This is a genomic window from Streptomyces resistomycificus (genome assembly GCF_001514265.1).
Classification (GTDB): Bacteria; Actinomycetota; Actinomycetes; order Streptomycetales; family Streptomycetaceae; genus Streptomyces; species Streptomyces resistomycificus.
Window position 1 is genome coordinate 42,320 of sequence record NZ_KQ949000.1, and the last position, 25,076, is coordinate 67,395.

A 25,076-nucleotide genomic window follows, 5' to 3' on the forward strand; every position below is an offset into this window, starting at 1 on the left:
CGCCACCCGCTCAACGCACGTGCGCCAGGTCCGCCCGGCGCACGTCGGGCGCGGGCGCCGCGTCAGCCGTGGAGGTGGTCCGCCACGCGTGGGCCGCCACGGGGCGGTCGGAGACGAGGGCGGTCCAGTGGGCGTCCCGCGCACCTGGGACCATCCGCCCGCGCGCACGCCACTCCGTCACGAGAGCGGCGTACAGGGGCGGATCCGGCTGGGGTGCCGGCGTGGCCTCGCCGTACCGTGCCGGTCGCTCCTCGCGTACCAGGACGAGGCATCCGGTGGTGACTGAGCAATCCATGTTGCCGCCAACGCGCCCGCGCACACCGGTGGTACGCCCAAAGTCCGGCTTGCCCCGGATCGAGGGAACCCGCATCCCCCGTTCGGGGCCATGTGTTAATCGGCCAAGCGGTCCGCCTCCGCGCGCTCCACGACGAGGTCGGCCCCTGTCGGCCTCACCCACCGCGGGCGCCGGCGGCCCGGACGCGCCGGGTACGCCGCGAGCCTAGGACAGTGCGTCGGCCGGCAGCAGGGGGCGGTTGGGCCAGTCGAGGAGGCGGGCGCCGATGACCGCGGTCTGGAGCGCGTAGCGGTGCGCGGGGTCGGTGGGGTCGATGCCGGTCAGGGTGTGTATGCGTTCCAGTCGGTAGGTGAGGGCGCGCACGCTCAGCGACAGCCGACGGGCGGTCGCCGCGGCCACGCAGCCGGTGTCGAAGTACGCGATGAGTGTGTCGAGCAGAGGTTGTGCTCCGCCCCGCGTGCCTTCCAACGGCCCCAGCGCGCTGTGCACCAGGTCCACCAGCGCCTGCCGGTCTCGTGCCAGAACGGGGAACACCAGCAGGTCGGAGGCGCGCAGCAACGGCTCGTCGAGGCCCATGCGCTGGGCCACGTCCAGGGCGTTGAGCGCTTCTTCGTAGCTGTGGCCGATACCGACCGCGCCACGCCGGGGTCGGCCGATGGCAACCTGGGCCCGGCCGGTGGCGGCGTAGGCGTGCTTGGCGAAGTGGGTGAGTACGTCGTCCTGGTCGCCCGGAGCGATGCACACCATCCGGCCGTCCTTGGTCGTGAACAGGATCCGGCGGTTCTCGAAGCGGCCGAAGAGCTCGCCGGCCACCTGCCGGGGAACAGGATCGGTCTCGTCGTACTGCTCCGGCCCCTCCGCCACGGCGACCGCATGGGCGCGGGACAGGCGCAGCCCGAACCGCTCGGAACGGGCGGCGAGTTGACCCGGATCGCCGCGACCGTGGAGCAGGTCGTCGATGAACTCCCGGCGCGCGGCCTCCTCCTTGCGGACCACGAGGCGCTGCGCGCGCTCGTAACCGTCGGCGAAGGCGTCGACGACCTGCTCGACGACGGCCAGGACGTCGTCCAGGTCCACCGAACGTGGGGCGCCGGTACGGCCGGCCACCAGGTGCGCGCGGACGAGGTCGCGCCAGCCGTGTCCGGCCTCGGCGGCCTGGGCGCCGAGGGCCCGTCGGGACTCGATCTCCACGCGGGTCAGGCGCCGCCCCTTGGCCGTGGCGTCCGCCAGGATCGCCTCGAAGCCGTCGAGAAACGGCTCGGCTGTGCTGTGGGCGTTCATGTCCTCCCCCTTCGGCGGCACCGCTCTGAGTCACTCCCCCGTGCGTTGCCGCCCGTCAGTGCGCCAGTCCACCGGTCAGTCAGTCCGTCCGACCGGCGTCCGGACTCCGCTTCCACGGCTGAGCAGGTAAGCGCCGAATTGAACGCGAGTACGCAGTGAGGATCCTATCGACTCGGGTTCGAAGCCTGCTCCCGGATATGAACGGCGGGTCAGCTCAGCGCACGGTCGCGCCAGTACTGGAAGTCTCTGGCGGCGTCGGGGACGAGGTTCCAGGGGTGGCCGGTCATGTGGCGGCCGAGCCGGCGGAAGACGGGGGCTGCTTCACCGGTCCGTTTCATCCGGGTCAGGGCGAAGGCGAGCAGGTTGAGGTCGGCGAGCGCCTCCGCGTGGGGCGGGGAGGCCGCCTGGAACCACTTGGTGAGCGCGGTGTCCGTCTCGGCGGCCGCCTGCGGTTCGTACCAGTGGCCGTCGGCTGCGAAGGCGGTGGTGGAGTCCTTGGTCGTGCGGTAGGCGACGAGCTCGACCCGGGCGGCGAGGGGCAGCAGGGCCAGCGGGGATCCGTGCGGTGCCCGTCCGGCACACCGCTCGGCGAAGTCGATCATCTCCATGAGCGTTCCGTGGCGGCGCGGGGACAGGTGACGCAGCATCTGGTGGTAGACGGTCCGGTTCCACGGGTCGCGGGCGACCGCTTCGGTCCACACCGGGAGAACCGCGTTGGCGGGAGCCCCGCAGGAGGACATCAGCCGCAGCAGGGCCAGCCAGGGGGTGGGGTCCTCCGGGGCGACCTCCGCCGCCCGTCTGCAGTCGCCGTACACGTCCCATGCGTCGGACCAGTCGGTGTCCTTCACCCGCGCCACCCGCGCGCAGGCTCGTAGGACCAGGGCATCGGGGTCCTGGGGGCGGTCCTTGGCCCATCGGTCCGTGACGACCGGCGGAAGAGCGTGCGCCAGTACGGAGATCCGGTGCACCCGTCGGTCCCAGTCACGGCCCGTGGCACGCAGCAGTTCGGCGGCGGGCGCCCACAGCGGACGGGAGGCCGCCCCGGTCCCGAGACCGTGCATCTGCTGCGAGGGGCGCAACTCGGCGAGGGTGCGGCGCAGTTGACGGTCGTCGAGCTCGGGGCCCATGACCAGGGGTGTGCGACGTCGCAGCATGACAGTCCGGTGAGGAGAGGGCGTACTTGTTCGTCCGTGCAAGAGTTGCCGACACCCTCCGTATGGTTGACAGCGGATTCGGCGGCGATGTGGGTGACAGCTCCGCCGCGCATCACTGTCCCGTTCGAGGAGGGCACGACTCAGTGGCCGAGCTTCATCCCCCCATCGAGCCGTACGAGCACGGCATGCTCGACGTCGGCGACGGCAATCGCGTGTACTGGGAGACCTGCGGGAATCCGGCAGGCAAACCCGCTCTTGTCCTGCACGGCGGGCCGGGGTCGGGGGCGGGGCCGTTCTGGCGCCGGCTGTTCGACCCCGCGGCGTACCGCGTGGTGCTCCTCGACCAGCGCGGGTGCGGCCGGAGCACGCCCGACGCCGCCGATCCGCGGACCTCGCTCGCCGCCAACACCACCCCGCATCTGATCGCCGACATCGAGCTGCTGCGGCAACACCTGGGCATCGAGGCGTGGTTGGTCCTCGGCGGCTCCTGGGGGGTGACCCTCGCCCTGGCCTACGCCGAGCAGCACCCCGGACGCGTCTGCGAGCTGGTGCTCTTCAGCGTCACCAACACCACCCGCCGCGAGGTGGAGTGGGTCACCCGGGACATGGGGCGGGTCTTCCCCGAGGAGTGGGCACGGTTCCGCGACGCCGTACCGGATCAGGAGCGCGACGGCAGCCTGGTGGAGGCGTACGCCCGGATGCTCGACGACCCCGATCCGGCCGTACGCGAGCGGGCGGCGCGTGAGTGGTGCCGGTGGGAGGACGTGCACGTGTCCACGCACCCTGGGCACAGGCCCGATCCGCGTTTCGAGGACCCGCGCTTCCGGCTGCGCTTCGCCCGCCTCGTCACGCACTACTGGCGGCACTCCGGCTTTCTGGAGGACGGGGCGCTCCTGCGTGACGCCGGCAAACTCGCCGGCATCCCCGGCGTGATGGTCCACGGCCGGATGGACATCAGCGGGCCCGCGGACATCGCGTGGAATCTGGCGCAGGTGTGGCCCGACGCGGAGCTGGTGCTGATCGGCGAGGAGGGGCATGGGCTGTCGGGCGATGCCACGACGGAGGCCGTGCTGGCGGCTACGGACCGGTTCCGGCCCCTCTAGAACGCGCGTCTGCGCGGCGTCCGCCGCGGGGTCCCGGTGCCGGACGCCCCCTCCTGGGCGCCCGGCACCGGGTTTCCTTGGGCTCCCCACACACATTGTGCTCGCGTGAACCGGCCGTCCACATTTCCGCTTTCCGGCAACGTTGGCGCCGCCCCGGTGCCGGACCCTCCCGACAGGGCGTACGCAGAAAAGGGCCGCCTCACTCGTGACGAGTGAGGCGGCCCGTGTCGATGCGGGGAGGGTGCGTCAGCCGGTGATCTCGACCTTCCCGTTGAGCTGTGCGGGCTGCTCCCCCGGCACGGCGTCGCGCTTGGTGAGGTTCTTGAGGAGCTCGGCGAGGTCGACGCCGGTGGTGGAGCCGAGCAGTTCGAGGCCCTGGGCGACGTTGTCGGCGACCGCGCGCGGGATACGTCCGGCGCCGTCCGTGGAGATCACCGTCATCTTCTCGACCGCGCTCAGCGGCTCGGACGCCTTGGCGACCACCTCCGGCAACACCCCGACGAGCATCTGCAACACGGCTGCGTCACCGTACTGTCCGAACGCGTCCGCCTTCTTCCGCATCGCCTCGGCCTCGGCCGCCCCCTTCGCGCCGATCGCCGCCGCCTCCGCCTCACCCTCCAGCCGGACCGCCTCGGCGATCGCCGCCCGCCGCGACCGCTCCGCCTCACCCTGCCTGAGTCCCTCGACAGCGTCCGCCTCGGCCAGCGCGCTGCGCCGCTGCTTCTCGCCCTCGCCGGTCAGCCGGGCCCGCTCGGCCTCCGCCTGGGCGGCGGCGATCTCGGCGAGCCGCTCGGCCTCGGCCTGCTTGACCCTCGCCACCCGCTTGGCCTCGGCCTCCTGCTCGGCCGCGTACCGCTTGGCATCGGCCGGCTTGCGCACCTCGGTGTCGAGCTCGCGGTCCTTGAGCGCGGCCTGCCGCTCGGCGACCTTCTCCTGCTCGGTGAGGATGTCCTGCCGGCGGGCGGCCTCGGCCAGCGGTCCCGCCGCGTTCGCCTGGGCGGCGGCGGCGTCCGTCTCGGCCTTGATCTCGGCCTGCTTGAGGTAGTAGGTGCGCTGGGCCACCGCGATCTCCTCCTCGGCCTTCAGCCTGGCCTGCTCGGCGGCCCGCCGGGCCACAGCCTCGGCGATGTCGGCCTCCTGCCGGGCGCGGGCCGCCTCGGGGCGGCCGAGGTCCTCCAGATACGAACCCTCGGTGCTGATGTCCTGGATCTGAAAGGCGTCCAGGACGAGACCCTGCCCGGACAGGCTGGCCTCGGCCTCCTCGGCGACCTGACCGGCGAAAGCGGCCCGGTCGCGGATGACGTCCTCCACCGACATCCGGCCGACGATGGCCCGCAGCGCGCCGGACAGCACCTCCTGGGTGAACCCCACGATCCCGTCCTGCTGCATCAGAAACCGCTGGGCCGCGGCACGGATCGAGTCCTCGGTGCCACCGACCTTGACGATCGCGACACCTTCGAGGTGGGCCTTGATGCCCCGCAGTGTGACGGCCCCGCGTACCGCGACCGGGATGTGCCGAGACGACAGGTCGAGGGTGAACCTCTGCTGCACGAACGGCACGACGAACACACCGCCGCCGACCACGACCTTCTGCCCGCTGTTGTCGGTGAACACCCGGCCGGTGTCCGGATCGGTGGCCTTCTTGCCGCGCCGCCCCGTGATGATGAACGCCTCGCTGGGACCCGCCACCTTGTAGCGGGTGATCACGACAAGTGCCAGCAGCACGAGGAGTACGACGACTCCCACAACCGCAAAGACGACAGGACTCATGGCAGTGCCCCCGAATCACGTACGAGTAGAGAGAAGGAAGAAAGAAGAAGGAAGGAAGAGGAGGAAAGGGAGCGCGGCTCAGCGGTCCACCGGACGCACCACGACCGAGGTGGCGGTCGGTGTCGCCTCCACCCACACCTCGGCGCCCCGTTCGACCGGCATCGTGCTGCGCGCGGAGAACTTCACCGGCTGTCCGGCGAGTTGGAGCAGCACCTCGCCGAAGCCGTCCGCCGGGATGGCGGTCACCACGTTGCCCGCGGTGCCCACGAGATCGTTACCGCGGGGTGTCACGGCCGTCTGATCGCGCATCAGGGCGCGGCTGAAGCGGTACGTCAGCCATGCCGCGCCCGTCCCCATGACGGCGCCGGCACCGGTCGCGACCACGGGTCCCGCGTCCACCACATCGGTGGCGATGGCCCCGCCGAAGCCGGTCATCGCCACGAACCCGGCGAGGACCGGCAGCGACAGCCACCCGTCGAGGACACCACCCAGCGCACCGTCGAGCACGCTGTCCAGTACTCCGTCGAAGACCAGCGACAGGGCGAGCAGCACGACCCCCGTGATGCCGAGTCCGAGAAACCAGGCCATTCGCGCCGTCCCCCTCTCGTCCCGTCGCCGGTCTCCGGCGTGACGGAATCCTCACACGCGGAGGGCTGCCGCTTCATTGCCGTGTTCCGGCAGTCTTTACGCGCTCTTCATGCCGCACTCGGCAAGCGCTACGCGTGGGAGCCGAACACGGCGTTGCGGCGCAGCTGTCCGGCGCACCACCGGAAGTGGCCGTCGCCGTCGTCCAGGCCGAAGAGGTCGTACGTGGTGAGGGCGTAGGCGGCCTGGTAGGCGGTGAGGGTGGCGTGCGGGTACCCGAGCTCGTGGGCGAAGAGCCGGGTGAGTTCCGTGGTGTGCTCCTCGGCGTACGGGCCGTACATGTCCCAGACGGCCGCGGTGACGGCTGCCTCGAAGGCCGGGTCACCCGCGGTCGTGTAGAAGCCGAAGTCGAGTACGGCGACGGGTCGGCCGGCCGCGTCGGTGTGGATGTTGGGCGGCACGAGGTCGCCGTGGATCGCTGTGACCGGGGCGTTGGGCAGCGACCGCAGTGCGTGCACTGTGCGCTCGACCCCCTCGTCGAGGTCCGGCACGTGCGCGGCCAGGGCCGCACCGTGCCGGGCCACGGCCCGGGCGACCAGGGCGGTGAGGGCGTCCTGGAAGCGGTCGTGGCCCCGCCACAGGGGGCGGTCGTCGCCCTGGACGGTCAGTCGGCGCATGGCGTCGGTGCCCGGTACGGAGGCAAGGCCGCGCAGGACCGCGAGCAGCGCGGCCATGTGGTGAGCGGACAGTTCGCGCTCGTGGTCCTCGTGCGCGGAGTCACCCCGTGCCGGGGCGCCGGGCAGCTCTCGTTCGTACGTCACCAGGACACCCTCGTGTTCCTCGACGTCGAGGATCTCCGGGGTGGCGAACGGCAGTCGGTGCCGCGCGATGTCCGCGTACACCTGGCGGGTGAGCTCGAGACCGGCCGGCGGCCGGCCGCTCCACACCTTGGCGACCCGGCCGTCGCCCAGCGCGTAGACGACGCCCTCCACACCCGCACCGATCCGGCGGGCCCCAGGATGTCCGCGGTCGGCGAGGTGTCCAGGCCACGGGTCGGAGGTGGGTGGCGGTTTGGGTGTCGCTTCCGGTGTCGGTTCCGGGCTCGGGACGGTCTCCATCAGCGCATTAGACCAGGAGCCCGGGCCACCCGCCCAACTACGCGTTCTCGGACGGTTTTTGAATTCCGAGCACGCCGCGGGAGCAACGGTTAGCATCTACGGCGACATCGCGTGTCGGTCACCGGCTGGGTGAGGCATGGAGGTGTCGGGAGATGCCCTCGGAGGCATTCCTTGTCAGTCGAGTTGAACCACACGATCGTCCACGCCCGGGACAACCGGGAGTCCGCGGAGTTCTTCGCCAACCTGCTCGACCTCGAGATCACCGGCGAGTGGGGACCGTTCGTCGCGGTCGGCCTGAGCAACGGCGTCACGCTGGACTTCGCCACGATCCCCGCGGACAAGATCACCCCGCAGCACTACGCCTTCCTGGTGTCCGAGGAGGAGTTCGACGCGGCGTACGCGCGGATCGAGCAGCGCGACATCGAGCACTACGCCGACCCTCAGCAGAAGCAGCCCGGAACCATCAACCACAACGACGGTGGCCGCGGCGTGTACTTCATGGACCCCGCGGGCCACGCCATGGAACTCATCACCGTGCCCTACGGCGGCTGGACCTCGTAGGCACACGCACCGAGGGCCGCACTCCGGCACGGGGTGCGGCCCCCAATCGCGGCTCGCACACGCTGGGTTCGCGTCCACCAGGCCCAGGGCACCTGCCCGGCCGCTTGGGGCACCTGCCCGGCCACCCGGCGGACACGTGCCTCCGTACCGGCAGACCGCGGCAACGTACTCTGTGACCGTGACTGAGACCGACCTGATGCGGTTGCCCGACATGCCGCTGCACGATCCGTTCATCGTCGCCGACGACCCGACCCGCACCTATTACCTCTACACGTCCAACGACCCGTCCGTGTCAGGCACGGACGGCGTCGGCACGATGGTCTACCGCAGCCGCGACCTGCGCGACTGGACGCGCCCCGTCGTGGTCTTCCTGGCCGCCGAGCAGAAGGACATCTGGGCGACCGACGGCGGATGGGCGCCCGAGGTCCACGCCTGGGACGGCAGGTACTACCTGTTCACCACGCTGCACAACCAGGACAAGCCGCTTCCCGTAGGGCCGCCCGACCAATGGGGCTCACCCTTCCAGCTGCCGAACCACATGCGCGGCACGATCACCGCCGTGTCGGACTCACTGCTGGGCCCCTTCACCGTCGTCGACGGGTCGCGCCCGACACCTCCCGGGCATCTCATGACCCTCGACGGAACGCTCTACGTCGACCCGTCCGGGCAGCCCTGGATGGTGTACGCGCACGAGTGGCTCCAGACCGTCGACGGAACCATGGAAGCGATCCGGTTGGCCCCGGACCTGTGCCGGACGATCGGCGATCCGGTCTTCCTGTTCAAGGCCTCGGACGCGTCCTGGATCAGTGAGCGGATCCCCGGCGGTGTCCCCAACCAGCTCCCGCCCTATGTCACCGACGGCCCACAGCTGTACCGCACGCCCGACGGGTCCCTGCTCATGCTGTGGTCGACGTACGAGAAGAACGTGGCCGGGCAGGGCACCGCCCTCAGCGGCAACTACGTGCAGACCTACGCCGTGTCGCCGTCCGGCGACATCGCCGGGCCCTGGCGACAGCACCGCCCCCTGGTCCGCGACGACAGCGGTCACGGCATGCTGTTCCGCACCTTCGACGGCCGGCTGATGATGATTCTCCACCGCCCCTTCGACGATGCCCGGGGGAAGCTCTACGAGGTGGAGCTCGACGGCCATGAGCTACGACTGCTCCACCAGTGCACCGACCTCGACGGCGGCGGCTGACACGTCCCGGGTGACGGACGCCGAAGGTCGGGCCGCTCACGTGTCGCACGGGCGGGGACCCGGTCGGCAGCATGCGGGTGCTCGCCGACGCGACGCGGCCCGGCCGTGGCCGCAGGATGAAGAGGTCGTGCCCCGCGCGCGGGCACGAGCCTGTCTGCCTCCTGTCGGACACCGTCGCAGCGTCCCACCTCCCCGGAACGGAAGCCGCCTCATGCAGACCTTTCTGCCCCACCCCGACTTCCGGCAGTCGGCGCTCGTCCTCGACCGGCGCCGACTGGGCAAGCAGCGGGTGGAGGCGCTCCAGGTGCTGCGCGGCCTGACGGTTCCCGGGTACGGATGGCGGCGGCACCCGGCGGTGACCATGTGGACCGGGTACGAGGAGGCACTCGTCCGCTACGGGCTGGAGATCTGCCGGGTATGGCGGGAACTCGGCCACCAGGACAGCTGCGCCGCCACTCTGGTGGCCGACTTCGCCGCGTACCACCCCAGTACTCCACTGAGGAGCCAGGCGGACCTGGGGACGGCCCACGAGCTGCCGCCGTGGCTCGGTGACGACGCCTTCCACCGCAGCCACCAGTCGGCACTCGTACGCAAGGACCCGGACACCTACGGAGCCCGCTTTCCGGGCGTTCCCGACGACCTGCCGTACGTGTGGCCGGCCTCCGACCGGCAACGCACCGACTGAACCCGACAGCCGTCCGGCACATTACTCAACCGTAACCTTCCGAGCGCTACCGCCGGTAACATCTGCGCCACTACCGTACTGACATTCCGTCTAAGAGTGGCGGCGGAGCAGCGGTTGAGGGACCGGCCGCCTCCGTGCGCCCACGCCTGCCCCATCGGACCGTCAACCGCCCGAGCCGCACGCGAAGCTCGGCCTCCTTCCTCTCGGAGGTCTGTCATGCCCACGCCCAGTCGTCCCGCCCGCATCACGGCCGCGGCCGTCACCGCCGCCGCCTGCCTCGGTGCCTCGGCCCTCCCGGCCGCCGCGACCCCCTCCGACGACGCCGTCATCTCCCGCGGTGTCACCATCCCCACGTTCTACAGCCCGCCCTCCGCCCTGCCGCAGGCCAACGGAGCTCTCGTCCGCACCGAGCCGCTCCCGCTCGCGCTGAGCCTGCCGGGCGTCGACGGCCCACTCCCCGGCACGGCCACCCGTCTGATGTACAAGTCCACCGACTCCAACGGCCTTCCCGTGGCGGTGACCGGCGCCTACATCGAACCGTCCGCCGCCTGGGAAGGCGCCGGCGCTCGACCACTGGTCGCCGTCGCACCCGGCACCATGGGACAGGGCGACCAGTGCGCCGCGTCGCTCGGCCTCGAGAACCCCCTCCGGTTCAACGGGCAGACCATTTCGGTCGGTTACGAGGATCTGGCCGTCTACCGCCTCCTCGCCAAGGGCATCGCCGTCGTGGTCACCGACTACGCCGGCCTCGGCGCCACGGACCGACTGCACACCTATGTCAACCGGGTCGACGAGGCTCATGCCGTGCTCGACGCCGTCCGCGCGGCCCGTTCCGTGAGCGGTGCCTCGATCACCTCGGCGTCACGCGTGGCACTGTTCGGCTACAGCCAGGGCGGTGGCGCCACCGCTGCGGCGGCCGAGCTCCAGGCCACGTACGCGCCCGACGTCACCCTCGCCGGTACGTACTCGGGGGCACCGCCCGCCAACCTGACGGAAGTCACCCAGGCCATCGACGGAAGCGACCTCGCCGGAGCGCTGGGCTGGTCCGTGAACGGGTTCCTGCAGACCGACCCGTCCCTCAAGCCGATCGCCGACGCCCACCTCAACGCGGCCGGCCGTGCGGCGCTCGGCGACCTGTCCACCATGTGCGTCGGGGACGCGCTGTTCGCCTACAACTCCGCACGCAGCACGGCCTGGACCACCGACGGCAGGTCCATCAGTGACGTCATCGCGTCCGAACCCGCCCTGCGGGCGTTCCTCGCCGAGCAGCGCATCGGCACGCTGCGGCCGTCCGGCCCCGTCCGGCTGGCGACCGGCACCAGTGACAACCTCGTACCCCACGCACAGGCCCGCCAACTCGCCGTCGACTGGTGCCGCAAGGGCGCCGACGTCACGTACAAACCCGTGATCCTGCCCGACCTGGGCCGCTCACTGATCAACCACTTCACGCCCTTGCTCACCGACCAGGGCGAGGCCATCTCCTGGCTCACCGACCGCCTCAACGGGGAACCGGCAACATCCAACTGCGCCACCCTGCCGCTGCGGCCCTGACACGCGTCACGTTCAGGTGCACGGGAGCAGCGTCCGGCCGCCGTCTGCAAACTCCTGGTCGTCGCTCAGCCGTCCGCGGCCATCACCCGGGTCACCTTGCCGTCGGGGTCGGCCTCCAGGTAGCCGGCCTCGTTGTACTTGTTCGTCAGGTAGACGGCCATCCCGGCCGGGGTGTCGAAGACGTCGTTGGGTGATCTCAGCAACAGGTAGCGGAGTTCCGGATCGTCGACCTTGAGCTTCCTGTTCGCCTCGTCGAGCAGCGCCGGGACCTTGTCCCAGTCGAAGCCGTCGAGACTGACGGGCTTGTTGCCGCCGGACAGGCTGCCCGCGATGCCGCTCTCCTGGACGCCCTGTCCGGGGCGGTAGGTGTAGGAGTCGTACCGGGTCTTGCTGCCGTTGACCATCAGCCGGGCCATGACGTACTCCGGGTAGACGGAGAAGTCGCCGAACATGTTCCGGCCGGTCTCCTTCTCGAACGCCTTGATGGCGGTGCGGATGCCGTCCGGGGTGAGCATGTCGGTGGACTCCGAGTCGGACTCCGAGTCCGAGTCCGAGTCCGAGTCCGGCGACTGTTCAGCGGCCGGGGCGGCGGCGGTCGGCGAGGTGGACGTCTTCGGGGCCGACGTGGAGGGCGAGGCGCCCGCGTCCGAGTCGCCCGTGTCGCCCCCGGGGGGCAGCAGCCACCACACCAGGGCCAGGGTGCCGGCCAGTGCGGCCCCCGAGGCGCTCAGCAGGACCGTCCGACGGGGGTTGCGCCGGCGCCCTGCTCGCACGGGGGCGGTCACGGGCTGGTGCACGGCGAGTCCCGGCCCGGGGTAGGCGAGCGGCGGCCCGAACCCGGCCGCGGGGGCCGGCCGTGCCGGATCGGCCGTACCGGGGATGCCGGGGATGCCGGGGTCGGCGTGCGTCACCGCGGCCGAGGCGGGTGGCGGGTTCAGTGGGTAGGAGGTGGGCTCGCGCGGTACCTGCGGGCCGGTCCACCCCGACTCGGCCTCGGCCAGCTTTCGGTCCAGCACCTCGGCGGACGGCCGCGCCGACGGGTCCCGTACGAGCACGCTCATCAGGACGTCCCGCAGGACGCCGGCCCGCACCGGCGGCGGCACGTCGTCGTAGAGGACGGCGGCGAGGGTCGCGAGAGTGCTGCCCCGGCGCAGTGGGTGCTCGCCCTCCACGGCGGTGTACAGCATCATCGCCAGCGACCAGAGGTCGGAGGCGGATCCGCCCTCCTGCCCCGAGACACGCTCCGGCGCCATGAAGTCGGGCGTTCCGATGACGGACCCGGTGGCGGTGAGGCCGGTGGTCTCGCGGATCGCGGCGATGCCGAAGTCGGTGAGGACGGGACGACCGTCGGGGCGCAGCAGGACGTTGGCGGGCTTGACGTCCCGGTGCTGGATACCGGCGTCGTGCGCGGCGACGAGCGCGGCCAGCACGCCCCGGCCGATCCGGGCCGCCTGGACCGGCGGCATCGGCCCCCGGGCCAGCTGGTCGGCCAGCGAGCCGCCGCTGACCAACTCCATCACGATCCACGGGTACGTGGCGTCGCCGCCGTCGACGATGTGGTGAATGGTGACGACGTTCGGATGGTCGATGCGGGCCAGGGCCCTGGCTTCGCGCAGCACCCTCTCGCGCAGCATCCGCGCGCCTTCGGGGTCGTATTCGGCGAGGTCCCGGTCGGGCGGGCGGACCTCCTTGACCGCCACCATCCGGTGCAGCACCAGGTCCCTGGCCCGCCAGACCGTGCCCATCCCACCGCCACCGAGGCGGGCCTCCAACTCGAAGCGCCCGTCGACGACCCGTCGCCCGGTGCCTCTGTCTGCCTCACTCATGTGCGGGAGCTTAGTGGCCGCCGCCGACACCGTTCACGGCCCCTGGACGGCCCTGCGACGGCCCCGGGCGGGCGGGCTTGGGCCGTGGGACGACGGCCACGGCCCGCCTCATGGCCGACGTGCGGCCAACTCGGTTGCACAGCACATGGGTTGGACCGGGCGCGCAGGACACCACTCAGGTTCCGTCCACCTGGCCGTCCGGGGGCAGGAGTGCTTGTACGTCATCCATCGTGGTGCCATCAGGTCTCCGCCCGAACGCGGCCGCGAGGACGGCGGGGAGGTCGGCCTCCGGGACGGCGGAGCGCACCTCCGCCAGGACACGGGGGAACTCGTCGTCACCAATGACGCCCAGATACTCCTGGCGCAGCCCGTGAATGACCTCGACGAGCTCGGGTCGCAGCCGCATCCAGGCGCGGGACGTGCGGATCTCCTCCTCGACCAGGTCCATGAACCAACGCATGACCCTGTACGGAACGTCCAGGTGCCGTCCGCGAGGGTCGAAGCACACCGTCGGTTCCCGCGTCGGATCCTCGTCGGGGACGATCGCGGTCACGAGGGCGCGTTGACCGTCGACGACGTCCAACTCCACGTACCAGGCGTCGTCGGGACCGGAGTACAGCGTGGTGACCGTGTAGTCACCGTCGGGAGACGGGGTGAGCACGGCGCCATGTTGTCAGACGGTCCCGGCACACGAACGGTGCACAGTCATGCTCGACGAGAACAATTAGCTCCGGATGTCCGTACTATCACTACGTCAAGGGTTGTGTTTTGGACATCCCTGCTGCCCGCAGGTACCAGCGCGGAAGGGCAGACACATGTGCGTGCCCTTCAAGCCCGCCGTGAACCGAGGAGAGGTCGTGCGTCCCATGTCCGAGAACGCTGTCGCCACCGAACTGACATCGCAGTACACCGCCCAAGTCACCGCAGACCTCGAACGCAACGCCAAGGAGCAAGAGCGTATCGGCGGCGAAATCGCCGCGCTGCAGGAGCAGTTGGCGGCACTCCAGCGTGACCACACCGTGCTCGTCAGCATCCGGGATGCGATCGGCACGGCGCCGGCTCCCGCGGAGCCCGCGGCCCCCGCGAAGGCCGTCACGGTGCCCGCCGCCCGCAAGAAGTCAACGAGCCAGTCCGGCGGAAAGCAGGCGCGGGCCAAGAAGTCCGCTCCCGCGCCCCGTCGCGGCAGCACCAAGAAGCCGGCGGCCAAGAAGTCCGAAAACAAGGCAGAGAACGCGTCAACGGCCCAGCCGACGCTGGTCGACCTGGTCCGCCGCCATCTCGGCGAGCAGAGCGAACCTCGCTCGGCGGCGGAGATCTGCACAGCGCTCGGCCAGGCCCACCCCGACCGCACCATCAAGGCGACCGTCGTACGCACCACCCTCGAAGGGCTGGTCGCCAGGAACCAGGCCCATCGCAGCAAGCAGGGCTCTTCCGTCTTCTACAACGCCCCTGACGCGTCGGAACAGGCCACCAAGCCCCAGGCCGAGAAGCAGACTGCGTGAGCCGACGCCTGGCACTCTGAGCGGTGGCCGTGGGGCGTTCCTGCTCTCCGGGCAGGCACGAACGCGCAACGGCCACACAGGGCCCTGCCATCGACGTGTCGGGGACTGCCGTCGACGTGTCGGAACCGCCGTCGAAAAACTCGGCTGCGGGTAACACCGGCGCACCTCTAGGCTGCCGATTCGAGGGCCGGTAAGGCGCCCTGTCGACAGCGATCGGTCACCGGATCGGAGATGCGCAGGGATGACGTGTCAACTGTTCGCGGTCTGCTTCAACGCGAACCAACCGCTGACTCTCGCGGGGTTCTGGTCCGGGTTCCTGGAGTGGGAGTTGGTCGACGATCCGCGCGACGGTGTCACACTCCTGCCCCGTGATGACACCGGGTTCCGGCTCCGTTTCCTGCCGAGTCAGGATCGGAAGGCCGGCCAGAACCGAGTGCACTTCGACCTGACGAGCACCTCTCTGGAGGACCAGCAGCAGACGGTGGCCAGGGCGCTGGAGCTCGGCGCACGGCACATCGACGTCGGCCAGCGCCCGGAAGAGGGCCACGTGGTGCTCGCCGACCCCGAGGGCAACGAGTTCTGCGTCATCGAGCCGGGCAACAAGTTCCTCGCCGACTGCGGGTTCGTCGGAGCGCTGGCCTGCGACGGTTCGCAGGAGGTCGGGTACTTCTGGAGCCGGGCGCTGGGGTGGCCGCTGGTCTGGGATCAGGACCAGGAGACCGCGATCCGCTCGCCGCACGGCGGTCCGAAGTTCACGTGGGGCGGCCCGCCCGTGGCGCCGAAGACCGGCGGCAACCGGCTGTACTTCGACGTCGCTCCGCCTGTCCACGGTGACCGGGACACGGAGGTCGACCGTCTGCTCTCCCTCGGGGCGACTCGAATCGACACCGGCGGGGGCGAGACCCGCTCGGTGATGATGGCCGACCCCGACGACAACGAGTTCTCCGTGTCGGCGCCCCGGTAGCGGAGACGGCCCTCGCGGGAGGCGGCCGGCGCAGGGCGGTGTCATTGACGTGGCTCGGGTGTACCCGGCCCGTGTCAGCGACGGCGGGGGCCAAGTACAGCACCGACCGACAGACGGCACCCTGCCCCGCGGGCGGGCCCTGCGTTGTGCGGCCGGCCTGCCCACCGGGAGGTCGAAGCGTGACATGCGCGAAGGCGAAGTCACCGGCGTGGCAGGCCGGTTGGAGCGCACCGGCGCCACACCGGCGCCGGGAAGCCCGCCACGCCGGGCCGGGTCAGGGGCGAAGATGCCGTTCCATCCAGTCGGCGGCGGCCCGCCGGAACAGTCGCCGGTTGTCCGCACGCAGGAAGTCGTGGCCCTCGTCGCGCAGGGTGAGAAGCTCGGCGGGGACACCGCGCTCACGAGCGGCCCGTACGAACTGCTGGGACTCCGCCGGCGCCACGTTGGTGTCGTGTTCGCCGTGGACGGCGAGCAGGGGAACCCGCAGCGCGTCGATGCGGCTCATCGGGGAGAGGGCCTGCAGCAGCTCGCGGTCGCGCTCGGGATGGCCGTACTTGTGTGCCGCCGACTCCGCGATCCAGGGCTCCGTACCGGAGAAGAAGGTCAGGAGGTCGGACATGCCGCAGACGGCGACTCCGGTGCGGAACAGGTCCGGGTGCCACACGAGGGACGCGAACGTCAGATAGCCGCCGTAGGAGCGCCCCATGACCGCCAGCCGGGTCGGGTCGGCGGGGCCCTCCGTCACCGCGTGGGCCGCGCAGTCCGCGACGTCGTCCAGCGCGGCGAAACGACCGGTGCCCAGGTCGGCGTCGACGAACGACCTGCCGTGCCCCGACGAGCCGCGGACGTCGGGGGCGAAGATGTCGAGACCGCGTCCGAGCAGCTCGTGGTAGAGCGGGTTGAACACGGGGCGTTCCTGTTCCTCGGGACCGCCGTGCAGGTGGATCACACAGGGCGCCGGCTCGCCGGGCGGACGCCCTGGGGCCCTGTAGTACCAGCCGCTCAGGGGCAGCCCGTCCCGTGCCCGCAGACGCAGGGGCGCGGGGCGGACGGGCGGGCGTCCCGGTCCGACGGCGTCCTCGTCTCGGGAGGACCACGGGGTCCGGGACAGGGACACCCCTTCGTAGGCCCACCACACGCCGGGACGGCGTTGCGAGCCGGACAGCGCGAACAGCAGGCGCCCGCGCCCGGCCGCGGCGACACGCGTGACGACCTCGTGCGGCAGGGAGACGGGCCTCGCCGGGCCCGTGCCGCCCGAGACCTGCCGCGTCGAGAGGGTCTCGACGAGCTGGAGATCGCTCGCGCCCTGCACGTTCCACACCAGCACGGCCGTGCTGCCGTCATGGGCCATCGAGAGCAGTTCGAGGTCCTGCCCCTCGCGTTCCGCCACGACCGACCTGCCGTGCGGCTTGCCGTCGGTGTCGAGAGCGACCGCGAACAGCGCCGCGTACTCCCGGTCGGCGTTGCTGCGCAGCCACAGCGTCCTCCCGTTGGGAGAGAACCGGCCGATCCACGGATCACCGTCCGCGACCGGCATCGTGTAGGTCGTCGCCGAGTCGGCCGTGCGCCGGACGAACGCCTCCCGCCGCCCGCGCGGCCCGCGCCGCAGCAGAGCGAGTGTGCCGTCACGGCTGACGTCGCACACGCGCAGGGTGGCGGCGTGGGTCTCCGTGGCGAGCAGCACCGGGGACGCCAGGCCGTCGGGATCGATCAGGTAGGCCGACAGGCCGCCGCCGGCCCTGACCGCGGGTCCCGCGTGGATCCTGAGGTCGCTGGGTGTCAGGGCCGTGGCCGGCGGCGGTGCGGCGTACCGGGTCGCGCCCAGGAGCGTCGCGCGGCCGTCCCGGTCGGTCCAGTCGGGCGGCAGCGGCGTACCGGCGGGATCGAGGTCCACCGGGGCGGGCCCCGTGCCGTCCCCGTAGGCCGGGGCGGGCGGTGCGGCGACGGTGACGGCGACCGCCGAGCCGTCGTGCGTCCAGCAGCCCAGATAGGCGGTACTGGCCGGGTCCGCTCCGGCCAGGATGTGGCGGCCGGTGCCGTCGGGCCGTACACACAGCACCCGTGAGTGCTCGCCACCGCCCGGTGCGGTGGTGTACGCGATCCAGCGGCCGTCCGGTGACCAGGAGACCTCCTTGACGGGATCAGGGGAGGAGTCGAGCAGCCGCACCTCGTCCCCGTCCACGGGCCCGGCCCACAGCTGGGGGACGCCGCCCCGGTCGCAGATGAAGGCCGCCTGGGTGCCGTCGGCGTTGGCGGAGGGATACCAGCAGCCGTGTGCGCGCAGCCGGGTCACGGCGTCCCGCGGGCCACCCGCGTCGGGCAGCAGCACCTGAGCGGGGGCGGCGGCGCGGCCGGACCCGTGCGCGTCCGCCGGCCAGGGGTCGGAGAACGGCAGAGCCTCCGGCGCCAGATCGACCGCCCCGGGGAAAGCGGCGGCGGGCGGCGGGGGCGACGCCGCTGTGTGCGGGGGCCGCGTGCCCGACTCGTCGGTCACTTGATTCCGTGCGTCTGCAGCCATATCTCCAGCAAAGCTACCTGCCACAGGGCGTTGGCTCCGCGATTGGTCCGGTGCTCGTCGGGTGCCGCTAGCAACTCGGCCACGTACGACTCCTGGAAGACGCCGCGCCTGTTCGCCTCGGGCGACCCGAGCGCCTCACGCACCCGGTCGAGGACGGGGCCCGCCATGTGCTTGATGGCCGGGACGGGGAAGTAGCCCTTGGGCCGGTCCACGACGTCCCGGGGCAGGAGCTTGCGGCCTGCCGCCTTCAGGACGCCCTTGCCGCCGTCGGCCAGTTTCAGCTCCGGCGGGCAGGCCGCGGCCAGCTCGACCAGTTCGTGGTCGAGGAACGGCACTCGGGCCTCCAGGCCCCACGCCATGGTCATGTTGTCGACCCGCTTGACCGGGTCGTCGACGAGCATGACGTGCGTGTCCAGCCGAAGGGCCGCGTCCAGGGCGGTCTCCGCCCCGGGCACCGCCATGTGCTCCCTGACGAAACGGCCCGAGACGTCCTCGTGAGGCAGCATGTGGGGCTGCAGGATCCGGGTGAGATCGGCGTGCGGCCGGTCGAAGTACGTGGCGGCGTACCTCTCGGGTTCCTCCTCGCGGGCGGCGTCGGCCAGCTCCGGATACCAGTGGTATCCGGCGAACACCTCGTCGGCGCCCTGCCCGCTCTGCACGACCTTCACCTCCTTCGACACCTGCTCGGACAGCAGGTGGAAGGCGACCACGTCGTGGCTGATCATCGGTTCGCTCATCGCCGCGACCGCCCCGTCCAGGGCCGCCGACACGCCGTGGGAGGGAACCATGAGCCGACGGTGGTCGGTGCCGAACTCCCGGGCCACCAGGTCCGAGTACCGAAACTCGTCGCCCTCCTCGCCGCCCTCCGCCTCGAACCCCACGCTGAACGTCATCAGGTCGCGCTGCCCCTCGTCGGCCAGCAGCGCGACGATCAGGCTGGAGTCCAGTCCGCCGGAGAGCAGGACGCCGACCTGTACGTCGGAGACCATCCGGCGGCGTACGGCCGTGCGCAGGGCCTCCAGAACGAGGTCACGCCATTCGTCCGGGGCCATGTCGGCGTACTCGGGCCGGCGTGTGTAGGAGGGCTGCCAGTACCGGTGGTCGCGGTGCGTGCCGTCCGGCTCCACGACGCGCACGGTGGCCGCCGGGAGCTTGCGGACTCCGTTGAGGACGGTGTGTGGCGCCGCCACCGTGGCGTGCCAGCTCAGGTACTGGTGGACGGCCACCGGGTCGAGGGAGGTGTCCACGTCCCCGGCCGCGAGCAGGGCCGGCAACGAGGAGGCGAACCGCAGCCGGCCCGGCGTCCGGGCCAGGTACAGGGGCTTGATCCCCAGTCGGTCGCGGCCCAGCACCACACGTCCGGTGCGGTGCTCGACGAGGGCGAACGCGAACATGCCGTAGAAGCGCTCGACGCAGGCGATTCCCCACTGCTGGTAGGCCTTCAGTACGACCTCGGTGTCGGACGTCGACGCGAAGTGATGGCCGAGGCCGCGCAGCTCGTCCCGCAGCTCCTGGTAGTTGTACACGCAACCGTTGAAGACACCGGTGATCTCGCCGCGGGCGTCGGTCATCGGCTGTGCTCCGAGATCCGACAGGTCGATGATCTTCAGTCGGCGATGGCCCAGTGCCACCGCGCCCTGCGTCCAGGTTCCCCGTCCGTCGGGCCCGCGCGCGGCGAGCCGGTCACTCATGCGTTCGACGGCCGCGAGGTCGGGTCGCTCTCCGTCGAAGCGGATCTCGCCGCTCAAGCCACACATGGTGCCTCGCCTCCCTCCCAGCCGCGGGGGGTGGCGTGCCGGAGCGGGGATGCCGGATCCCGCCTTCCGGTCACGGTCCGGGCGGTGGTGCTGGGCATGACGAAACCTTTCCTGAACAGGTGGGTGCGGTGCGGCCGCGATGCGGTCGCATGTGCCGGTCGCATGGCGTTCACCGGAGCGTCAGCGGGGGATGGCCTCGGGCGTCCCCGTGCCGAAGGAAGGACCGCCCGCGTTGCCGCCGGGAGGCGAGATGTTGGTGCCGGCGGGCGCGGCCGACTTGCGGATCCTGCGCTCGCCCCGGGTTTCGGCGATCAGCAGGTCGACGCAGGCCAGCAGGTCCTCCTCCTGCGCCGTACGCCGCATGCGCTGGGCTGCGCTGCCGTCGGCCAGGGCCGCCTCGGTGAGTGTCTGGACGGTCTGCCAGTCGCCGTGGGCCTCGAGCGCGGGGCGCAGTCGGGCGAGCAGCCTCATGACGACGTGTGGCGCGGATGCCTCCTGGTGGGTCTCGGGGTCCACCAGGGTGCCCTCGAGGCCGGATCGGGCGGCCCGCCAGGTGGCGCCGCGCAGCCACTCGTGCCGGCCGGTGCAAGCCGACGCGCGGTCCGACCGGAGGTGTTCTCGGGCGTCGGTCACCAGGGCGCGGAACAGTCCGGCGATGAGCACGACCGTCTCCGCGCGTGGGCAGGCGTCGCAGATACGCAGTTCCAGCGTCCGCAGATGCGCGGAGGGACGTATGTCGTAATAGATCATTCCCGCGTCGCTGATGATCCCGGCCTGGACCAGGTCGTTCACCGCCGCGTCGTACTCGGCCGCGCTCGGGAAGCAGCCGACCGGACCGGCGGTGGGCCAGCGCTGCCACAGCATCGTGCGCCAGCTGGCGTAGCCGGTGTCGCTCCCCTGCCAGAACGGCGAGCTGGCGGACAGCGCCAGGAGTGCGGGCAGCCAGGGCGAGACCGCGCACATCACCCGCACCGCCGTGTCGCGGTCGGGTACGTCCACGTGGATCTGGGCCCCGCAGATGAGCTGCTCGTCGGCGACCTGGCGGTATTCCTCGACCATGTGGCGGTAGCGCGCGTCGGCGGTGGGATACCCGGAGGCGGCGGGTGCGAGGGGTGCGGTGCCCGCCGCCACCACGGCGAGGCCCAGCGAGGACGCGGCCGCGTCGAGTCGCCGTCTCGTTCTCGCGAGGTCCGCGTACAGGGCGTGCAGGGACGTGTGCACGCCGCTGTTGGACTCCACCGTCGACTGGTGCAGCTCCGTCGTGAAGTTCTGCTGGGGAAGCCGTCGCAGGACAGCGTCGGCACGCGGCACCAGCAGCCCGCTTTCCACCTCCAGGAGGTGGAACTCCTCCTCCACTCCGATGCGAATGCTCACGGTCACTCCTTGAGGGCGGATGCGGTGGCTGTGACGCCCCCCAAGTGCCCAGGACATTGATACATAAGCGTACAAATGCGCGTTTGACAGACAGCCCAGCAGGTGGGTGACGGCGTCAACCGGACTGGTCACGGTGGCCACCGAGATCAGCTGGGGCGTGGTGGCCGGGCCCCGTTCCGGCCACCCGTGAGCCGGAAGTCCGTCACCTGCGCCTGGCAGCGCCGCGAGGTCGGGTGAGCAGCGCGCCCAACGCGATCATGCCGAGGCCGAGGACGAAGTGCAGCCAGTCGTCGGCCGTGTTCAGGGGCACGAAGTTGGCCCCGCTGTCGTGGCCGACGAACAGGCCGTACAGCCAGAGCACCAGGTAGATGGCGCCGCCGACCAGCAGGAAGGTGCGGGCCCCGGAGGGGGTGCGGGCCATCGCGATGCCCGCCACGCCGAAGGCCAGGTGCACGAGGTTGTGCAGTACGGAGACCTGGAAGATCCCGAGAAGCTCGGCCCCGGAGTCGTGCGAGGCGAACTTCATCGTGTCGTAGTCCGTGGTGATGCCCGGGATGAAGCCCAGAACCCCCACCAGCAGGAACACCGCTCCCACCAGCAACGCGGCCTGCTGCACGGGGGTACGAGACCTGCTCTTGGTACGTGCGTGCGGAGTCATGGCAGCTCAGCCCTTCTTCCCTCGGGGTGTCTCGGTGAGCGCCCGTGGGCGGCGAGTACCCCACCTCCACCGCAACGCAACCCTCGGGCCCCGGGCCGCGTGGAGGGCGACGGCTGAGAGGGGCGGAGTCGCCCGCGTGCAGAGCGGGTCGCTCCGAGCAGACGAAGGACCGGTCACCCGTTCAGGCCCTGTTGAACCGAAGCCTGGCGTGGTGCGGAATCGGCAGGAGCGTCTTCCGCTGGGCTGGCCGACGAGCTGCGCGACACGCAGGCCGACAGGAGGGGGAGGGCCGCTCGCGTCCTACCAGCCCCCACACGATCCACCGCAGACAGAGGGAAGCGATGGCGACACAGACTGAGCCGGTCTCTCCGGTTGCCGCCGTGAGACACATCCACTCCGAAGGCCCCTCCTTCGGCTGCCCCACCTCCGACCCGCACCACCCCGAGCTCGCTCAGTTCGACCAGGGTGAGCACACCGGTGTGCGCGACGTGGTGGACGCCGAGGGGTACGAAGGCGAACGGCCGTGAGGCGCGGCAAGGCGCGCTCGGCACCGCCCGTCACCCCGGACCGCGGCCTGGTCGACGAGGTCGAGGGCTATCTGCTCGCCCGCGCGCACCACGCACGGGCACGCCGCGAGGCCGAAGCCTTCTGCTCCCACCTGCCGTGGCTGACCGCCGCCCAAGCCGAGGACGTCACGCACCACTACGTCCGCGAGCGCACGCAGCTGACCCGCCGCATGCTGCTGGACACCGCCGAACGCGCCGCCGAGCTGCGGCAGGAGTACGAGACCCGCTACGCCGACCTCCGGCGCACACTGCTCAAACGCCACGCCGCCTGCGCCTGCGCCGTCGTCGCCTGCGCCGGCGGGACGAGCGCCCTGGTGTGTCTGCTGGGCCGCTGACCTGGCCCGGGGGGGCGACCGTCGTCGGCTGAGCTGTGCGCGGCGACGAACCGTCCCCGCGCACACCCGTCGTTCAGCCCACGATCACCGCGTCAGGAACCGCCGGCGCCGCAGGGCGGGCGAGCGCGGCGTCGAAGTTGCCCTCGACCTGCGCCTTCTCGGCCGCGTTCGGGTAGGGGTTCGTGCACGGGACGCCTGCGCTGGAGCCCGACATCAGACTGCTGCAGGGGCCGGGTTTGCGGTCCGGCAGGCCGAGGATGTGACCGAGTTCGTGTGCCGAGATCCGGACCGTGTCGTAGCCCTGGTTGACGGCCTGCCGTCCGATGTAGACCGTGCCGTTGCCGAGCGAGGTCGTCTGCGCCCGAGGCCATCCGTTGTCGGCCAGGATCCGGATGTTGGCGCGCTGCCCGGCGGTCGCCGGACGCAGCTCCACGGCGTCCACGCTCTCGTTCCAGATCGCCGCGCCTCGATCGACGGCGGCCCGGAACTCCGCCGACGCGGAGGCGTCATAGGTGACGACGCGAGCCGCACGCAGCTCATCACCGGAGCCGGAGCCGGCCGCGGCCGCGTAGGCCTGACCGCCGGCCAGGGTGAGGGCCGCCGCGAGGGCGGCGGTGAAGCCATGGACGAAGGTGCGCGAGTGCATGGTCGACCTCCTGTGGGGGGGGCGAGGAAGGCATGTTCATGCCACACAATGCCCGCTCACTGCCCACCCCCCGCGGACCCCAATCCGTCAATCGGCTCCAGGCTTCCCCTGCGCCCCCCTGAGTCCGCTCGTCCAGAGACGACAACCGCGGACAACCTGCCCACGCATTCACAGCCGCGAAAGGGGAACACGCGCATCTAGCGTCGGTGGGGCCGTCGAAAGGAATTCCAGTGACCACGTATGTCATCACCGTCCCCGGCACATTCCTCCGAGAGGTTCCCGACAGCGTCCGCTCGGACGTCGAGCGCAGGCTTCGTCCGCAGGATCCCCGGCACACGGATCTCGGGGAGAGCGAGAAGCTGAGCCTGCTGTCGGTGGACGAGGACGGCATGTTCGCCGCCCGGGTCGAAGTCGAGGCGGCCGACCAGTCGAGGGCGGAGGCGGAAGCGAAGCGGCTGGTTTCCCAGGCGCTGCAGGACAGTGGCTTCACGGAGGAGAACGCTCCGTTGGGCCCGGCGATCGTTACCGGCATCGACAGCGAGTTCTGAGGCGAAAACCCGTCAGGGATCCGGACGGTCGCGCGCCATCGCGGGTCGCCGCGGTGGAGCACGACCGTCCGGTTCACGGCCCGTCCGCGGGATGGCGCCGCGCGGGCCCGCGCGCGAGGATGTTCCCTCACAGCCGACGGCCGGCCGCTGAGCCGAGGGAGCCTGGGGATGGGTTCACACGCAGCGCCGCACCACAGCAGACGAACGGTGTTGATGTCCGTGGGCCTCATACTCGTGGCCGCGCTGCTGGGGATACCCCGGGCCGACGGCGCACCCGTGTCGGCCGACGCCTGCCGCGGTCCGAGCGTGAGCTTGCCCCGCGGTGACTGCGGCCCGTTCTGGCAGGTCCTCGCGGAGGACTTCAACGGCGACCGGGTCCCCCTGGGCGCGTTCAGCGACTGCGATCACCACGTCGACACCTCCGCCGCGTACTGCGGGGGCCTCAGTGGCGAGTTCCGCGACAACTGGTGGGCGTATCCGACCGGTTGGCTCGACACGGCCAACAGCCGGAACCGGGACGTCGTGGGTGTCTACCACCCTGAGGACACCGTGAGCGTCGGCCCGGCGGCCGACGGCGACGGGCGGATGTTCATCCGGATGTGGCGGTCCGGAGACGGAGGCCCGGTGCATGCCGCGGCGGTGGTGCCACGCGCGGTGATGCAGATGAGGTACGGCAAGTACAGCGCCCGCATCAAGGTGACGAAACTGGCCCCGGGCTACAAGTCCGCCTGGCTGCACTACGGTCGGGGCTGCGAGATGGACCACCCCGAGGGCGAGTGGACCGGCTCCCTCACCGCCTTCCACCATCCGTGCGGCGGCGGTGAGCAGGGTTACTTCCCGGGCAGTGACGACTGGACCGAGTGGCACACCGTTTCCACCGAGTGGACACCGGGGAACGTGCGGTTCTTCGTGGACGGTCGCCAGACGGGGCACGACACCCGCGACGTGCCGGCCCACCCGCTGTCCTGGGTGCTGCAGAACGAGAGCGCCCTGGAGGGGCCCGGAGCGGCGCCCGGCAGCAGCGCGCAGCTCGACGTCACCTGGGTCGCGGCGTACGCGTACGGCTGGAAGTGAGACCGTC

The 25,076-nt window shown here is 71.3% G+C and carries 24 protein-coding genes; 11 read left to right on the forward strand and 13 right to left on the reverse strand.

The genetic code is table 11. From position 1 onward, the window contains the following. Positions 1–10 precede the first annotated feature (10 nt). The 3 genes from AQJ84_RS31865 to AQJ84_RS31875 form a co-directional block, all read right to left on the reverse strand. On the reverse strand, positions 11–295 hold the full coding sequence (locus tag AQJ84_RS31865) for a hypothetical protein (protein WP_053190357.1): 285 nt from the start codon (positions 293–295) through the stop codon (positions 11–13). Between the two features lie 204 nt (positions 296–499). Beyond that, positions 500–1,576, reverse strand: a complete 1,077-nt coding sequence (locus AQJ84_RS31870; protein ID WP_030037530.1) for a PucR family transcriptional regulator — start codon at positions 1,574–1,576, stop codon at positions 500–502. A 209-nt stretch (positions 1,577–1,785) separates the two neighbouring features. Beyond that, complete coding sequence (locus AQJ84_RS31875; RefSeq protein ID WP_030037531.1) at positions 1,786–2,730, reverse strand: tetratricopeptide repeat protein; 945 nt, start codon at positions 2,728–2,730, stop codon at positions 1,786–1,788. A gap of 143 nt (positions 2,731–2,873) precedes the next feature. Between AQJ84_RS31875 and pip the strand changes: the two genes are divergently transcribed. Beyond that, the gene (gene pip / locus AQJ84_RS31880) at positions 2,874–3,833 is read left to right on the forward strand and encodes a prolyl aminopeptidase (protein WP_030037532.1); all 960 of its coding nucleotides are present in this window, start codon (positions 2,874–2,876) and stop codon (positions 3,831–3,833) included. A 246-nt stretch (positions 3,834–4,079) separates the two neighbouring features. Here pip and AQJ84_RS31885 read toward each other — a convergent pair whose 3' ends face one another. The 3 genes from AQJ84_RS31885 to AQJ84_RS31895 all read right to left on the reverse strand — a co-directional run bounded on the left by AQJ84_RS31885 (position 4,080) and on the right by AQJ84_RS31895 (position 7,306). Continuing rightward, positions 4,080–5,603 carry an SPFH domain-containing protein gene (locus AQJ84_RS31885; protein ID WP_053190358.1) on the reverse strand — a complete coding sequence of 508 codons (1,524 nt, stop codon included), beginning with the start codon at positions 5,601–5,603 and terminating at the stop codon, positions 4,080–4,082. 78 nt (positions 5,604–5,681) lie between these two features. Then, complete coding sequence (locus AQJ84_RS31890; RefSeq protein ID WP_030037533.1) at positions 5,682–6,191, reverse strand: hypothetical protein; 510 nt, start codon at positions 6,189–6,191, stop codon at positions 5,682–5,684. A gap of 128 nt (positions 6,192–6,319) precedes the next feature. After that, on the reverse strand, positions 6,320–7,306 hold the full coding sequence (locus tag AQJ84_RS31895; protein WP_030037534.1) for an aminoglycoside phosphotransferase family protein: 987 nt from the start codon (positions 7,304–7,306) through the stop codon (positions 6,320–6,322). Positions 7,307–7,477: 171 nt separating this feature from the next. On the opposite strand from AQJ84_RS31895, the gene AQJ84_RS31900 reads away from it, so the two are divergent. The 4 genes from AQJ84_RS31900 (at position 7,478) to AQJ84_RS31915 (ending at position 11,301) form a co-directional block, all read left to right on the forward strand. Further along, positions 7,478–7,867: a VOC family protein gene (locus tag AQJ84_RS31900; RefSeq protein WP_030037535.1), complete on the forward strand. Its 390-nt coding sequence runs from the start codon at positions 7,478–7,480 to the stop codon at positions 7,865–7,867. 196 nt (positions 7,868–8,063) lie between these two features. Further along, positions 8,064–9,065: a glycoside hydrolase family 43 protein gene (locus AQJ84_RS31905; RefSeq protein ID WP_030037536.1), complete on the forward strand. Its 1,002-nt coding sequence runs from the start codon at positions 8,064–8,066 to the stop codon at positions 9,063–9,065. A 211-nt stretch (positions 9,066–9,276) separates the two neighbouring features. Then, positions 9,277–9,750, forward strand: a complete 474-nt coding sequence (locus tag AQJ84_RS31910) for an MSMEG_6728 family protein (RefSeq protein ID WP_053190359.1) — start codon at positions 9,277–9,279, stop codon at positions 9,748–9,750. A 216-nt stretch (positions 9,751–9,966) separates the two neighbouring features. Next, on the forward strand, positions 9,967–11,301 hold the full coding sequence (locus AQJ84_RS31915; protein WP_030037539.1) for an alpha/beta fold hydrolase: 1,335 nt from the start codon (positions 9,967–9,969) through the stop codon (positions 11,299–11,301). Positions 11,302–11,366: 65 nt separating this feature from the next. On the opposite strand, the gene AQJ84_RS31920 is transcribed toward AQJ84_RS31915, so the two are convergent. Both AQJ84_RS31920 and AQJ84_RS31925 read right to left on the reverse strand, forming a co-directional pair. After that, positions 11,367–13,127 carry a serine/threonine-protein kinase gene (locus AQJ84_RS31920; RefSeq protein WP_030037540.1) on the reverse strand — a complete coding sequence of 587 codons (1,761 nt, stop codon included), beginning with the start codon at positions 13,125–13,127 and terminating at the stop codon, positions 11,367–11,369. Positions 13,128–13,302: 175 nt separating this feature from the next. Continuing rightward, positions 13,303–13,788: a hypothetical protein gene (locus tag AQJ84_RS31925; RefSeq protein WP_030037541.1), complete on the reverse strand. Its 486-nt coding sequence runs from the start codon at positions 13,786–13,788 to the stop codon at positions 13,303–13,305. A gap of 205 nt (positions 13,789–13,993) precedes the next feature. Here AQJ84_RS31925 and AQJ84_RS31930 point away from each other — a divergent pair, with 205 nt between their 5' ends. Beyond that, positions 13,994–14,629: a hypothetical protein gene (locus AQJ84_RS31930; RefSeq protein WP_030037542.1), complete on the forward strand. Its 636-nt coding sequence runs from the start codon at positions 13,994–13,996 to the stop codon at positions 14,627–14,629. A 241-nt stretch (positions 14,630–14,870) separates the two neighbouring features. Continuing rightward, positions 14,871–15,593, forward strand: a complete 723-nt coding sequence (locus AQJ84_RS31935) for a VOC family protein (protein ID WP_030037543.1) — start codon at positions 14,871–14,873, stop codon at positions 15,591–15,593. Positions 15,594–15,867: 274 nt separating this feature from the next. On the opposite strand, the gene AQJ84_RS31940 is transcribed toward AQJ84_RS31935, so the two are convergent. From AQJ84_RS31940 to AQJ84_RS31955, 4 genes are all read right to left on the reverse strand, one after another. After that, positions 15,868–18,111, reverse strand: a complete 2,244-nt coding sequence (locus AQJ84_RS31940) for a S9 family peptidase (protein ID WP_030037544.1) — start codon at positions 18,109–18,111, stop codon at positions 15,868–15,870. Then, entirely contained in the window at positions 18,084–19,868 is a 1,785-nt protein-coding gene (locus AQJ84_RS31945) for an N-acetylglutaminylglutamine amidotransferase (RefSeq protein WP_030037545.1), read from the reverse strand. Before AQJ84_RS31945 ends, AQJ84_RS31940 begins: the two co-directional genes overlap by 28 nt. Positions 19,869–20,048: 180 nt before the next feature. Continuing rightward, the gene (locus tag AQJ84_RS31950) at positions 20,049–21,242 is read right to left on the reverse strand and encodes a carboxylate-amine ligase (RefSeq protein WP_053190360.1); all 1,194 of its coding nucleotides are present in this window, start codon (positions 21,240–21,242) and stop codon (positions 20,049–20,051) included. Positions 21,243–21,444: 202 nt separating this feature from the next. Further along, a complete protein-coding gene (locus AQJ84_RS31955; RefSeq protein ID WP_030037546.1) occupies positions 21,445–21,900 on the reverse strand; it encodes a DUF4383 domain-containing protein in 456 nt (151 codons plus the stop codon). A gap of 380 nt (positions 21,901–22,280) precedes the next feature. Between AQJ84_RS31955 and AQJ84_RS43245 the strand changes: the two genes are divergently transcribed. Together AQJ84_RS43245 and AQJ84_RS31960 are read left to right on the forward strand one after the other, a co-directional pair. Then, positions 22,281–22,427 (forward strand): hypothetical protein, encoded by a 147-nt coding sequence (locus AQJ84_RS43245; protein ID WP_157874922.1) that lies wholly within the window; start codon positions 22,281–22,283, stop codon positions 22,425–22,427. Further along, positions 22,424–22,801, forward strand: coding sequence for a hypothetical protein (locus AQJ84_RS31960; RefSeq protein WP_225877076.1), 378 nt, complete (start codon positions 22,424–22,426; stop codon positions 22,799–22,801). The genes AQJ84_RS43245 and AQJ84_RS31960 overlap by 4 nt, the downstream gene beginning before the upstream one ends. Positions 22,802–22,874: 73 nt before the next feature. On the opposite strand, the gene AQJ84_RS31965 is transcribed toward AQJ84_RS31960, so the two are convergent. Beyond that, positions 22,875–23,447, reverse strand: a complete 573-nt coding sequence (locus tag AQJ84_RS31965) for a snapalysin family zinc-dependent metalloprotease (protein WP_030037548.1) — start codon at positions 23,445–23,447, stop codon at positions 22,875–22,877. 230 nt (positions 23,448–23,677) lie between these two features. Between AQJ84_RS31965 and AQJ84_RS31970 the strand changes: the two genes are divergently transcribed. Next, positions 23,678–23,995 carry a hypothetical protein gene (locus tag AQJ84_RS31970; RefSeq protein ID WP_030037549.1) on the forward strand — a complete coding sequence of 106 codons (318 nt, stop codon included), beginning with the start codon at positions 23,678–23,680 and terminating at the stop codon, positions 23,993–23,995. 213 nt (positions 23,996–24,208) lie between these two features. Next, entirely contained in the window at positions 24,209–25,069 is an 861-nt protein-coding gene (locus AQJ84_RS31975; protein WP_225889213.1) for a glycoside hydrolase family 16 protein, read from the forward strand. Positions 25,070–25,076 lie beyond the last annotated feature (7 nt).